The sequence below is a fragment of the Pedobacter psychrodurus genome, assembly GCF_004331735.1.
Taxonomy (GTDB): domain Bacteria; phylum Bacteroidota; class Bacteroidia; order Sphingobacteriales; family Sphingobacteriaceae; genus Pedobacter; species Pedobacter psychrodurus.
Map to the genome: position 1 here is coordinate 109,458 of NZ_SJSO01000008.1, position 14,917 is coordinate 124,374.

The window sequence follows — 14,917 nt, forward strand, 5'->3', positions numbered from 1 at the left end:
CAGCAAATTATCCAATAATTTTAGGGTTGATGAGTTCAAATAATCTGTTTACAATACCATTATAAAAGAAAATGAACCCATAAACTATAAAAGCCGCTTAAAGCAGCTTTTATAGTTATCGTAGATCTATAGGTTTTAAATTACACCTAATTCTTTACCTACTTTGGTAAATGCAGCAATGGCCTTATCTAAATGGTGTTGCTCATGTCCGGCTGATAATTGTACACGGATCCTCGCTTTGCCCTGAGGTACAACCGGATAAAAGAACCCGATTACATAAATACCCTCTTCTAACATTTTAGCTGCGAATTGCTGTGCAATTTTTGCATCGTATAACATTACCGGAACAATTGGATGGAAACCAGGTTTAATATCAAAACCAGCCTCGGTCATTTTCTCACGGAAATACTTCGTATTATTTTCTAATTTATCCCTTAATGATGTGGTTTCGCTTAGCATATCCAATACTGCGATAGATGCACCTGCAATTGCTGGTGCTAAGGTATTAGAAAACAAATAAGGACGTGAACGTTGACGCAACATATCGATAATTTCTTTCTTACCAGAGGTAAAACCACCAGATGCACCGCCTAAAGCTTTACCTAAAGTACCCGTAATAATATCAATACGGTCTATCACATTGAAATGCTCGTGTGTTCCACGACCGTTTTTACCGATAAAACCTGTACAGTGCGATTCATCAATCATAATCAATGCCTCGTATTTATCAGCTAGATCTGCAATTTTATCTAATGGAGCAACAGATCCATCCATAGAAAAAGCACCATCGGTAACAATAATTCTGTGCCTACAATCTTTGGCCGCAATTAATTGTTTTTCCAAATCTTCCATATCGGCATTTTTATAACGGAAACGTTGTGCTTTACACAATCTAACACCGTCGATAATTGATGCGTGATTTAATTCGTCAGAAATAATAGCATCTTCTGCGTTAAATAATGGTTCAAAAACTCCTCCGTTTGCATCAAATGCAGCAGCATATAAAATGGTATCCTCAGTACCTAAAAATTTAGAAATTTTAGCTTCCAGTTCTTTGTGCACATCTTGTGTTCCACAGATAAAACGCACTGAAGACATTCCATAGCCATGATTGTCGATTGCTTTTTTAGCCGCTTCTATCACTTTTGGATGAGAAGAAAGTCCTAAATAATTATTTGCACAAAAGTTGACTACTTCAGCACCACCGCTTACTTTAATGTCGGCACCCTGAGGTGTAATAATAATACGTTCGCGTTTAAATAATCCAGCGTTTTCGATTTCTTCAAGTTCTTTTTGAAGAACAGGTTGTAATGTTTTATACATGGCCTTTTTATATGGTTGATTTTACGTCCAAAGTTATAAAAAAAAGTCTTTTCCGACCTAAAAAGGCAATTTTATCCCCTTATTTTGCAGACAAACGTTTGATCGATGAAGTAATCAGCACCAATCTGATGTTATTTTTAAAAACCATCTATCCATATTATTTTTTTTTCGATCTTAACAAACTTTAACACACACCTATATGTATAGTCTTAAAAGTTATTCGATATTTATAGCTTACTAATCTAACTTATGATAAGAATTTGTGCGCTCCTGTTTTTTTGTGGCCTTACCAATATTATTTTAGCTCAACAATATACCATTACAGGTACAGTTAAAGATAGTAGCGGACAACCTGTTCCTTTTGCTTCGGTTTATTTAAAAAGTACAACTAGCGGAACATCGGCTAATATTGACGGGAAATATTCTATGAAATTAAAAGGTGGAGAATACACTTTAAGCTTTAGAGCCGTAGGTTATAAACAGCAAGATCATATTATTAATCTTTCTGCAGATCAGTCGCTTAATGTAACATTAACATCAGAAAGTTATACTTTAGAGAACGTGAATATTAGGGCAAATGCTGAAGATCCGGCTTACGCCATTATCCGCAATGCCATTAAACAGAGAAAAACACATTTAACTGAAGTTAAGGAATTTAGTTGTGATGTTTATATCAAAGGCGTGCAACGTTTAAGGGGTGCCCCTAAAAAGTTCTTTGGCCGGGATATCCAAAAAATTTTAGAGCTCGATACGAATAGAAAGGGCATCATTTATTTATCAGAATCTCAAAGCAAGTTCAATTTCAGAAATCCAAATGATGTTCATGAAGAAATGATCTCTTCAAAAGTTGCAGGAAGAAACAATTCTTTTAGTTTTAATAAAGCATCTGATTTAATTATTAATTTTTACGATAATTATCTTCTTGAAAACAAATTAAGCGCGAGGGGTTTCATTTCTCCAATTGCAGATAATGCCTTATTTTATTATAAATACAAATTACTTGGCGAAACCAAAGAAAACGGAGAATTGATCCACAAAATCCAGGTTATTCCCCGCCGTGAAAATGACCCGGTTTTTAGAGGGATTATCTATATTATTGATGACAGTTGGAGAATATACAATACCGATGTTTACCTAACCAAAAACGCGGGGATTAATTTTATAGATACCTTAAACATCAGTCAGCAGTTTACCAAGGTTAAGGATATTTATATGCCTACCGCTATTAATTTTCAGTTTGCAGGGAACGTACTGGGCTTTAAAATTGCAGGTTATTACGTAGGTATTTATAGCAATTATAATATTGACCCTAAGTTTCCTAAAAACTTTTTTAATGGCGAAATATTGAAGATAACTGAAATGGTTAATAAGAAAGACTCTGCTTATTGGACCAATAACAGGCCAATTCCTTTAACAGGTGATGAAAAGCTTAATTATGTCAAAAAAGATAGTATTGCGAAGTTAAAAGAGTCGAAAAAATACCTCGATTCACTAGAAAAAGACAATAATAAATTTGGAATAGGCAAACTATTGCTTAGAGGGTTTAGTGTTAACGATCGGTACGATAAGGAATATTGGTCTTTCGATCCTGTGCTTAAAGCCATATTTTACAACACTGTAGAAGGTTTTGCGGTAAAATATGGGGTTACTTATAGAAAGGATTTCGAGAATAGAAGATCTTATTCCGTCCGTCCTGAATTGAGATACGGTTTTGCCAACCAAAAACTTACCGGAAGTTTAACAGGAAGTTATTACTACAATCCGCTAAAAAGGGCAAGTGTAGGTGCATCGTTCGGAAACGGCATTTTTGATTTGAACAACTTAGGTTCAATGACTGCATTAGGTAATACCATCAACTCATTACTTTATGAAAAAAACTTCTCAAAATTTTATGAGAAGAGTTTTATTAACATTAATACAACCAGAGAACTGGCAACCGGTCTGCAGGGAAGCGTAAGTATAGATTATAGCAAAAATAAAGGCTTAATCAATAATTCTACCTTTAAATTCTTCGATGCAAAAGAGAGGGAGTTCACATCCAACAATCCTTTTAGCCCAACTACTGAAACACCACTTTTCCCAACCTATAAATCGTTAAGTGCCACCGCAAGTTTAACGTATACCATTGGTCAGAAATATATTACCCGCCCGGATGGTAAGTTTTATACTGAATCACATTACCCTAGAATTACGGTATTGTACAAAAAAGGACTAAACAATATTTTAAATAGTGATGTTGATTATGACTTTGTAAAGGCAGAAGTTTATCAGGATAGAATTAGCTTAGGGTTATTGGGTTATACTTCATTTTTAGTTGGGGCAGGAAAGTTTCTTAATAATGCAAAGATGTACTATCCTGATTTCAAACATTTTTCAGGTAACATTTCTACCATTTTCCCTCCTAATATAAGGAAGTTTCAATTTTTAGATTTTTATCAGTTTAGCACCAATCAACAATACTTCGAAGCACATTTAGAACATAACTTTGCAGGCTTTTTCACAAATAAAGTGCCGTTACTGCGTAAAGCTAAATTGGAAGAATTTATTGGGGGTGGCTATTTGTCTTCTCCAGAAAAAAGAAATTATAAAGAATTTTATTTCGGCTTCCAGCGTTTGGTATTAAGGGCCAGTTATGGCTTTGCCTACGATGGTGCCCGCAAATTAACTCAAGGATTTAGAATAGCTTACACCCTATAATAAGGCATAGGTGGAAGCAAAACCTTTACCCCCCTTTTACCTTCTACCTTTTTTTACTATCTTTGCATCGCTTTAAACGCCGTTTGCAACGGTATCAACAGCATCATGAAAAAATATCAGACACTACTTTATTATTGCTATAGCTACATAGCGGATGCAGAACAATTTGCTGCCGAACATCTTAAATTTTGTAAATCTTTAGATCTAGTTGGACGTATTATCGTTGCCAATGAGGGATTAAATGGAACTGTTTCGGGAACCGTTGAGTCTTGTGATGCATACATGAAAGCGGTACATGCTGATGAAAGGTTTGCAAAAACAGAATTTAAAATAGATAACGTTGAGGAGCCTTCTTTCCTCAAGATGCACTGCCGTTACAAATCAGAGATTGTACATTCTGGTTTAAGGGATACTTCGATTATTAATCCGAATGAAAAAACAGGCAAACATTTAGAACCTGTAGATTTCATGAAAATGAAGGATGACGAGGATGTAATTATCCTTGATGTGCGTTCTAATTATGAGCATAATTTAGGCAAGTTTAAAAATGCAGTAACGCTTGATATTGAAAATTTCCGCGATTTCCCTGAGCAGATTAATCAACTTGCCCAATATAGAGACAAGAAAATATTAACCTATTGTACCGGGGGTATTAAATGCGAAAAAGCTTCTGCTTTGCTTTTACACCATGGCTTTAACGATGTTTATCAATTGCACGGTGGCATTATTAAATACGGAAAAGAAGCTGGTGGTAAAGACTTTGAAGGCAAATGTTATGTTTTTGATAACCGCATTGCTGTTGATGTAAATGAGGTAAACCCAACTATCGTTTCGGTTTGTTATAATTGTGGTAAAACTACCCCAAAAATGATCAACTGTGCCAATCCAGAGTGTAATGAGCACATTACCCAATGCGATGAGTGTGGCGATCAGCTTCAAGGTTGCTGTTCAACAGCATGTACAACTAACCCACGCAAACGTCCTTACGATGGCTCAGGTTATTATGTAAAAGTTCCGCAGCCTGTTGCTGTGAAAAGTTAAACTTTGCTTATTGTCTATTGGCTGATGGTTAATAGTTTAATGGTCAATAGCCATAGTTCACAGTCTATTAGCTAATAGTCAAAGAGTTAATAACGACAAAATCAAAGACCATAATGTTGAGAGAGATAATTATATTTATTTCAAATTTAACATTATGGCTTTCAAATTTGAAGAATTAAAGGTTTGGCAGGTTTCATTAAAACTCAGCAACGAAATAGATATTATAGCAAAAAGTTTTCCTAGGATAGAACTTTTCAGTTTAGCTAATCAAATTAAGAAAGCTGCTGATTCAGTAAACCTTAATATTGCCGAAGGTTGCATGGGACAATCAAAACCTGAATTTTCAAGATTCTTAACTTATTCTGTCCGCTCTGGATTGGAGGTGGTAAGTTGCCTATTTATGGCTTTCTCCAGAGATTATATTACAGAGGCTGAGTTTAAAAGACTTTATGCTGAATACGAACAACTTTGTAAGATGATTTCTAAGTTAAAAAATTCATTGTGACGTTAAGTCAATATTTACAGGAAATGGCAAATAGCCATGAACTACGCCATTAGCTATGGACCATTGACTATTAACCAGAAGATCTCAATCATTAGCTATTACCACCTTATTAAACAATTTTTCATTTACTTTGTGTAATAATGGGTATACCCAGTTACCATTTTATGCTAAACTACTTAAGGCTTCTAATACTACTATTCTGCTTCGCTACAAACACCTATGCATCAGAAATTAAAAGCATAGGAGTTCCCTATATAGAAAATTATCCAAAATCTGTTTATTCATCAGGAAACCAGAACTGGAGCATAGCAAAAGACAAAAATGGAGTAATGTACTTTGGCAACGCCGAAGGATTATTAACTTTCGATGGCCGCTACTGGCAGAAATACCAGATGCCAAACCGGCAGATTGTGAGATCGGTAGCTACAGACAATAAGGGAAGAATTTACACCGGCAGCTTTGGCGAGTTTGGCTTTTGGTCGATTAAGAACAACAAACTAAGCTACAGTTCACTTACCAATCTATTACCAGAAGGCATCAAAATCAATGATGAAGTTTGGAAAATTTACGTAGACCAAAACCGGGTAATCTTCCAATCTTTTTCGAAGATCTTTATCTACAAAAACAACAAAATCGAGGTAGTAAAATCACCATCTTCATTTCTTTTCCTTCATAAGGCAAATAACAGATATTTTATCGAAGTGCTTGAAAAAGGCTTATTCGAGCTTGTTGGCGACAAATTAGTCTATATCCCAAACAGCGAAAAGCTAGGCAAAGAGGGGATATTATCTATTCTTGCTTATAAAACCAATGGCCTCATTATCGGTACAAGCAAAAATGGATTGTTTACCTATGACGGGAAAGATTTTACGCCTTTAAATACAACCGCTAACAGTTATCTTAAAACCTACCAGCTTAACAATGGAGTGAGTTTATTGGGTAAATATTTTGCTTACGGCACTATCCTTAATGGCTTGATTATTATTGATGAAAATGGAAAAGTTGTTCAACGCATCAATAAATCTAGTGGCTTACAAAATAATACCGTTTTAAGTTTATATGCCGATAATGAGCAAAATCTTTGGACGGGACTGGATAACGGAATCGACCGGATAGAACTCAATTCACCTTTATATTTCTATTTTGATAAAACAGGTCAATTTGGAACCGTTTATTCCAGTATCATCTTCAATAATAAAATTTATCTGGGCACCAATCAAGGGTTGTTTTATAGCCAATGGTCGCCGGATAACCTCCTACCTTTTAATTTTCAGTTAATCCCAAACTCACAAGGCCAGGTATGGGATCTTGCCATTATCGATAATGAGTTAATATGTGGTCATAACAGCGGTACCTTTAAGGTAAATGGTGATAAAATTGACTGGCTATCGAGATCTTCAGGTGGTTGGACCATCAAAAAACTAAATTCAAATCCAAATTACCTTATTCAGGGCACCTATACCGGGCTTTCTCTTTTTACAGAATCACCGTCTTCGGGATTAAAGTTTGCTATCAAAATTGCAGGCTTTGATGCCCCATCCAGATATGTAGAACAAGATAATAAGGGAGATATCTGGGTAGCACATGCCTATAAAGGTCTTTTTAAATTGAACTTAAGCGCTAATTACACTAGTGTGATCAGCACCAAGTATTTCGATGAGAAGAACGGGCTTCCGGGCAATTACAACATCAATATATTCAACTTAGAAAACAAAATTGTTTTTTCTTCTGATGCAGGTTTTTACACCTATGATGAATTGAGCAATAAATTTACCAAGTACGAAGCGCTTAATAAAGAACTCGGTTCTTTCGAGTCCTCCAATAAAATTATCAGTGCGGGTGACAAGAAATATTGGTTTATTAATCACGGTAAAACAGCCCTGGTTAACTTTAGCGAACCGGGTAAGGTAGAAATAGATTCGAATCAATTCAGCATTTTAGACGGCAGGATGGTGCAATATTATGAAAATATAAGCCGCATCAGCAATTCTATTTACCTGATTAGTGTGGATGATGGCTTTGTGATCTATAACCCAACGGCCAAGCTCAACTCGCAGAAGCAAAAACTTCCAGCAGTATTGATCAGACGAGTAGAGGATATTACTGATAAGTTTTCGCTCATCAGTGAAGCTGGTAATGGTGAGGATCCTACGGAGATCCAAAACAGCCGTAACAACATCCGCATTTCCTATGCACTGCCCTATTACCGGCAAGCTAAGGTTAAATACCAGTTTTATTTAGAAGGCTATTCAAGGGCATGGTCTGATTGGACTTATGCTACACAAAAAGATTTCACTAATTTAAGTGCAGGTAACTATGTTTTTAAAGTTAGGGCGAAAACTGATGACCGCTCTGTAAGTGAGGAAGCTGTTTACACATTTACCATTTTACGTCCTTGGTATTTAAGCAACTGGGCCATTTTGTGCTATACTATTTTATTTGTAGTGGTATTGATTCTGGGCAAGAAAATTTACGAAAGAAAACTCCGCAGGGATAGTCAAAAAATCAGCGACCGTTTACAGGCTGAGCAGGAAGAGATATTAAGACAGGAAACTGAGACCAACGAAAAGCACATCATCAAACTCCAAACTGAGAAATTACAAGCCGAATTAGCCTCGAAAAACAGGGAATTGGCCAATTCAGCCATGACCCTTGTTTATAAAAACGAACTACTCCAAAAACTGAGTGATGAGATTACCAAATTAAAAGACGAAAACGGGAAGAAGCTTTCTGATGATCAGACGCGCAAAATCCAGAAAGTAATCAATGACGGTATGAACGATGAACGTGACTGGCATTTATTTGAAAATAGTTTTAACGAGGCGCACGAAAGTTTCTTTAAAAAGTTAAAAGCGCAACATCCAGATCTTGTTCCGAATGATTTAAAACTCTGCGCTTACCTCAGAATGAACATGAGCAGTAAAGAAATGTCGTCACTGTTAAACATCAGTTTAAGGGGTGTAGAAATACGCCGATACCGCCTGCGCAAAAAACTCGAAGTACCTCACGATAAGAACTTAACTGAGTTTTTGATGGAGCTTTAATCTTACCGCTATAATCAAATTCCAGCGATCAAAAATTGCTGAAGCGAGCCTCGGGAACGTTTGCATAAAAATGGTTTTCGAGGTTTTTTCTGCTACCTTGCTAAATCGGCACTACATCATTACCTCTCATAGCTAGTTTCTAAACCCCACAAAACACTTAGTGTTATTAATACACTTGTGTGTATGTTAATATGATGTTAAAATCTAAAAAAAATGCGTTTTTAGGCTAAAATGGCATCTGGTTTATTTAGGTGAGACACCTCAAAGCGCAAGATGATGTATTAATGTAGAGGTAAAAACACTTGCACATCAGCAAAAACAACCTCACATTTAACTAACAATTAAACTAAATTTATAATAAAGCATGAAAAGAATCTTTACAAGAATTTCTGTTCTCGCTGCATTTTGTTTGCTAACAATTAACGTAGCACTAGCGCAAAACATTACTGTAAAAGGTAAGGTTATTGATGGAGGTGATAAAACTCCATTACCAGGCGTAACTATTTTAATTAAAGGCACACAAAATGGTGCACAAACAGATGTCAATGGAAATTACTCCATCAGCGTGCCTGCTAACGCTACATTAGTGTTCAACTTTGTAGGCTATACAGCTCAAGAACAAGCTGTAAACAATCAAACAACTATTAACGTATCAATGGCTTCATCAACACAACAACTAGAGCAGGTTGTGGTTGTGGGTTACGGTACACAAAGAAAAATTGATGTAACAGGATCAGTTGGAACGGTAAAAGGGGAAGACATATCTAAACAAGCATCTGTAAACCCGGTAAGTGCATTACAGGGAAAAGTTGCTGGTGTTTCTATTACAAATAACGGTACGCCAGGTTCCTCTCCTCAAATTACGATCCGTGGTACAAGTACTATCTATGGAAAAACTGGGCCACTGTATGTGGTGGATGGTGTTTGGTATGATGACATTAACTTTTTAAATCCGGCAGATATTGCGAACATCAGCATTTTAAAAGATGCGTCTTCACAATCAATTTATGGTATCCGTGCCGCTAATGGTGTTGTTCTGGTAACCACTGTAAAGGGTAAAAAAGGAACAGCAGTAATTAATTATAATGGGTCTGTTGGTATTCAAACAGTAACTAATCAGGTAGAAATGGCAAATGCAAGTGAATATGCAACTGCGGTAAATGAAGCTTACAGCCTTCAAATCCCACCTGCTGCACCTTTATTTGCTAATACTAATTTAGGTGCCGGAACAGATTGGTACAATCAGGTGCTAAGAAGTGCAGCTGTTACAAATCATCAGTTATCTATAAGCGGAGGAACAGAAAAATCAACCTACAATTTCTCTTTGGGCTATCTTGATCAGGATGGGATTGTTAAAAATAATAATTATAAGCGCTACACTGTAAGGTTGGCTAATGATTTCCAAATTTTTGAACCTTTAAAAATCGGTTATAATGTTGCCGGGACTTATAGTAAATCAAAAGATGCTCCTACAACTATTTTCAGGGCTATGTATGCGGCATCGCCAGTTGTACCTGTATTTAATACAGATGGCAGTTATGGTGATCCAAATGCCTTTAATTTAGGAAATGGAAGCAATATGAATCCTCAAGCTACACTCGATTTCTTTAATCAAAACACCACTAAATATAAAATTAATGGTAATGTGTATGCAGAATTAAAATTCCTTAAAAACTTCACTTTCAAAACCAGTATTGGCGGAGATTTCGGACAGGAAGAAGTAAGAGGTTATGTACCAAAATATAAAGCTACGAACACTCAATTGAGCACTATAAGTAAACTTGATATAGATCGGATAGAAAATAGAAACTGGCTTGTTGAGAATACCTTAACCTTTGATAAACGATGGAGCGATCATAGTTTAACAATCTTAGCAGGTCAAACCGCTCAGCGAAATAAAATGTATACCATCAATGCTGATGCACAAAATGTACCTTACACCTCTGAAGGAGATTTATATTTGGCTTTAGGTGATGCTGCAGCCAGGAGTATTATCGATAAAGGAGAACTCAGTACCTTCTCATCGTATTTTGCAAGGGTTAATTATGGCTATAAAAATAAATATTTATTAAATGCCTCAATAAGAAGGGATGGCGCATCTCAATTCTTTGGTTCTGATAACGTTTGGGGAAATTTCCCATCTATTGGAGCAGGCTGGGTAATCAGCAACGAAGAATTTATGAAAGACCAAAACATCTTTAGTAACTTAAAATTAAGGGGAAGTTGGGGTAAAGTAGGTAACGCGGGGGTTCCTTTTAATCCATCAACACAAACTGTAGATCAGTCTGCAGCCCTAATCGCAATTTTTGGAGGTATTCCTTACACAGGTGCTAGTATTAGAAGCATTGTTCCACCAACTTTATTTTGGGAAAGAAGTGCAGGAACCGACATCGGTTTGGAAATGGGCTTCTTTAAAAACAGATTAAATGTTGAGTTAGACTATTATAACAGAAAAACAGAGCAAGCGATATTTGATATCCCGGTTTTAGGAAGTTTAGGAACTGCAAACAGTTCTCTTATTGCGAATCAGGCAGATATCCAAAATCGTGGTTTTGAATTTTTAGCTACATGGGCAGATAAAACATCTGGTGGATTAACTTATTCAATCAGTGGAAACCTAGGAATAAACGTTAACAAAGTATTAAACGTTACATCAGGCGCCAACCCTATTTACAAAGGTGGTGGGGGGTTAACTAGTGGATATGTTTCTACAAGAACAGTTAACAATAGAGCTATTGGAGAATTCTATGGTTACCAGGTTGCCGGTATATTCCAAACCGACGCAGAGGCCGCGGCATGGCCTGGGTTTAAAAAGGGCGATTTTAAATACGCCGACATCAATGGCGATGGAACTATCGATTTAAGAGACAGAGTTGTTCTTGGGAATCCTAACCCTAAATTCACCTATGGATTAAATACAAACTTCGCTTACAAGAACTTCGATCTAACAGTAGATATACAAGGTGTTGCTGATGTAGATGTATTTAATGCAAACCTGAGCAGTAGATTTGGTAATGAAAACTTCACTAAAGATTTCTTTGATCACCGCTGGACTGGACCCGGAACTTCAAATACCTATCCTTCGGCAGATTTAGCGGGTGGGCTTAACAATGCACCAAATTCTTTCTACGTAGAAAAGGGCGATTATATCAGATTAAGAAATATTCAACTTGGTTACAGCTTGCCTATTGCAATTGTTAATAAATGGAAAATGCAAAGATTGAGAGTATTCTTAAACGCGCAAAATGCAGTTAACATTTTTGGATACAAAGGATTTAGTCCAGAGGTAGGTGGAACACCAACCAACGCAGGTATTGATACCAATGTGTATCCATTGTTTGCTACTTATAACTTTGGAGTTAACGTAACTTTCTAATCGACTTAAAATGAAAAAATATATAAATACACAATCATTTTTTGCTGCAGCTGCATTTAGTGCAGTACTTTTAACTGCATCATGCAAAAAAGATTTTCTAAATGTTCCGCCTCAGGCACAGCAGCCATCAGTAACCTTTTGGAAAACTCCTGAAGATGCTTTAAAAGGTGTAAATGCCATTTATGCCAACTTACGCAGCTGGAACAACGTTGCTTTTAATACAATTGTTATCGAAAGCACTGGTTCTGATGAGGCAGACAAAGGAAGTACACCTACCGATGCTACTTTCTTTAATCTTTACGATCAATTTACTGTAACTGCTACTCATGGGTCGTTGCAGGATTTTTGGACTGGCCAATACCAGAATATAAATCTTTGCAACCAGGTTCTTGATAATATTCCAAATATTACCATGGATGAGACGTTGAGAAACAGATATCTGGCAGAAGCTAAATTTATAAGAGCATATTCTTATTTCAGATTGGTTCGTGCCTATGGCAACGTGGTATTAAGGTTACATGTACCTAAAGACAATAGCGAATACAATCTGCCACAATCAGATAAAGCTGCAGTTTATGCCCAAATAGAAAAAGATCTAAATGAAGCCGCAGCAGCTTTACCTCAATCGTATGGTGCCGCAGATTTAGGCAGAGCAACTAAAGGTGCGGCAATTGGGCTGCATGCTAAAGTAGCTATGTATCAAAACAAATGGAGCGATGTACTTTCATTAACCAATCAGGTAATGACTATGGGATATGATTTATTCCCTGACTTCGAAAAAGGTTTTAGAACTCAGAATGAAAATAACATTGAATCGTTATTTGAGGTACAGGCAGAATTAGTTCCTGGAAATGGAGATGCTTCAAATTCGCAGTACAGCCAGGTTCAAGGTGTAGCTGGGATTATGGGCTGGGGTTTTAACACACCATCAGAGGCATTAGCTAATGCTTTTGAGACAGGAGACCCACGTAAGGATGCTACAATATTATTTAAAGGTGAAACCACTCCACAGGGCGATTTAATTCCTACTACTGTACCAAATGAAAGATACAATCAAAAATCTTATGTGCCTTTTGCATTGCGTGTATCAGGATTTAATGAGGGTGCACAACAAAATTTCAGGGTATTAAGATTTGCAGATGTTCTTTTAATGAATGCAGAAGCTGCTAATGAGCAGGGGAATGCTTCCCAGGCATTAACTTCGCTTAACAGAGTCCGTAAACGCGCAAGAGGTGGGAATAATGCCATTCTTCCGGATGTTACCATTACTGAAAAAACCGCTTTACGCACTGCAATCTGGAAAGAAAGACAAGTAGAACTTGCTATGGAAAACGACCGTTACTTTGATGTGATCCGTCAAGGAAGAGGCGCAGCAGTTTTTGGTGTTAAAGGCTGGAAAGCAAATAAAAATGAAGTTTGGCCAATTCCTCAGAACGAAATTGAACTAAGTGGCAACCTGTTAAAACAAAACCCTGGCTACTAAAATTATATCATTTTGATAAAGGTTGTCAGTTAACTCTGGCAGCCTTCTTTCCTTTATTCTATACTATGCTGAAAACAGACCCAAAGAAAATTACGTATTTACTGATAGCCATTCTCTGCTCCTTTTTGTTTGTTGGTGCTTGCACAAAAAATAAAAATACAGCTTATAGTCCTGATTTATCCATTAAAAAAAACTTATCAGACATAGAACTATTAGATCTGGTTCAAAAACAAACCTTCCAATATTTTTGGGATGGTGCCGAACCAACATCCGGTGCAGGCAGGGAGCGTTTCCATGTGGATAATGTATATCCTGAAAATGATAAGAACACTGTGGCTACAGGAGCTACAGGATTTGGATTAATGGCTATTTTAAGTGGGATTGATAGAGGTTATGTAACGAAAAATGACGGATTAGACAGATTAAATAAAATACTGGATTTTTTAACTAAAGCAGATCGCTTTCATGGGGCTTGGCCGCATTGGATAAATGGTGAAACAGCTAAAGTACGTCCGTTTGGGCAAAAAGATAATGGAGGTGATCTTGTAGAAACTTCTTTTGTTGCGCAGGCTTTAATCTGCATCAACGAATATTATAAAAATGGAACCGAACCAGAAAAAGCATTGGCAAAAAAAGCAGATGAACTTTGGAAGGGTATCGATTTTAATTGGTACCGTAACGGACAAAATGTATTGTACTGGCATTGGTCGCCAGAATACAAATGGGAAATGAACTTTCCTGTAAAAGGTTATAACGAATGTTTAATCATGTACGTAATGGCAGCTTCATCCCCTACACATGGTGTTCCTGCCGAGGTATACCACGAAGGTTGGGCCAGAAATGGTGAAATTAAAACCAATTTCAAATTTTACGGACATTCTTTTTCACTTGATTATCAGGGTCAGAAAAATTCAGTAGGGCCATTATTCTGGGCACACTATTCCTATTTAGGCTTAAACCCGAAAGGCTTAAAAGACCGCTATGCAGATTATTGGGAAAACAATGTAAATCAAACATTGGCCATACACGATTACTGTGTAGCCAACCCAAAGAAATTTAAAGGCTATGGCGAAAATAATTGGGGCTTAACGGCTAGTTATTCGGTAAAAGGTTATGCAGCACATAATCCTCAGGAAGATTTTGGTGTAATCTCTCCTACTGCTGCCATATCATCTATCCCATACACCCCAAAAGAATCGATGAAGGTAATCAGACACCTTTACGAAAACCTAGGCGATAAAGTGTGGGGCAAATATGGCTTTTATGATGCCTTTTCAGAGCAGGACAACTGGTATCCAAAAAGATATCTGGGGATCGACCAGGGACCAATAGTAGTAATGATCGAAAATTACCGTTCAGGGTTACTCTGGGAACTATTTATGAGGAATAAAGATGTTCAGAGCGGGTTAAACAAATTAGGCTTCGATTATCCAGCTTTAAAAAAATAA

At 36.8% G+C, this 14,917-nt stretch carries 8 protein-coding genes; 7 read left to right on the forward strand and 1 reads right to left on the reverse strand.

What is annotated here, in order from left to right; all coding sequences use genetic code 11:
- Window positions 1–135: 135 nt before the first annotated feature.
- Window positions 136–1,323 carry a glycine C-acetyltransferase gene (gene kbl / locus EZ456_RS12150; protein ID WP_131530494.1) on the reverse strand — a complete coding sequence of 396 codons (1,188 nt, stop codon included), beginning with the start codon at window positions 1,321–1,323 and terminating at the stop codon, window positions 136–138.
- A 249-nt stretch (window positions 1,324–1,572) separates the two neighbouring features.
- Between kbl and EZ456_RS12155 the strand changes: the two genes are divergently transcribed.
- The 7 genes from EZ456_RS12155 to EZ456_RS12185 all read left to right on the forward strand — a co-directional run bounded on the left by EZ456_RS12155 (window position 1,573) and on the right by EZ456_RS12185 (window position 14,917).
- Window positions 1,573–4,020 carry a DUF5686 and carboxypeptidase regulatory-like domain-containing protein gene (locus EZ456_RS12155; protein ID WP_131530496.1) on the forward strand — a complete coding sequence of 816 codons (2,448 nt, stop codon included), beginning with the start codon at window positions 1,573–1,575 and terminating at the stop codon, window positions 4,018–4,020.
- A gap of 105 nt (window positions 4,021–4,125) precedes the next feature.
- Window positions 4,126–5,061: an oxygen-dependent tRNA uridine(34) hydroxylase TrhO gene (gene trhO, locus EZ456_RS12160; RefSeq protein ID WP_131530497.1), complete on the forward strand. Its 936-nt coding sequence runs from the start codon at window positions 4,126–4,128 to the stop codon at window positions 5,059–5,061.
- Window positions 5,062–5,215: 154 nt separating this feature from the next.
- Window positions 5,216–5,566, forward strand: coding sequence for a four helix bundle protein (locus EZ456_RS12165; protein ID WP_131530499.1), 351 nt, complete (start codon window positions 5,216–5,218; stop codon window positions 5,564–5,566).
- Between the two features lie 164 nt (window positions 5,567–5,730).
- Complete coding sequence (locus EZ456_RS12170) at window positions 5,731–8,610, forward strand: triple tyrosine motif-containing protein (RefSeq protein WP_131530501.1); 2,880 nt, start codon at window positions 5,731–5,733, stop codon at window positions 8,608–8,610.
- Window positions 8,611–8,974: 364 nt separating this feature from the next.
- Entirely contained in the window at window positions 8,975–11,986 is a 3,012-nt protein-coding gene (locus EZ456_RS12175) for a SusC/RagA family TonB-linked outer membrane protein (protein WP_131530503.1), read from the forward strand.
- Between the two features lie 10 nt (window positions 11,987–11,996).
- Window positions 11,997–13,469, forward strand: coding sequence for a RagB/SusD family nutrient uptake outer membrane protein (locus EZ456_RS12180; RefSeq protein WP_131530504.1), 1,473 nt, complete (start codon window positions 11,997–11,999; stop codon window positions 13,467–13,469).
- A 65-nt stretch (window positions 13,470–13,534) separates the two neighbouring features.
- A complete protein-coding gene (locus tag EZ456_RS12185) occupies window positions 13,535–14,917 on the forward strand; it encodes a glucoamylase family protein (protein WP_131530506.1) in 1,383 nt (460 codons plus the stop codon).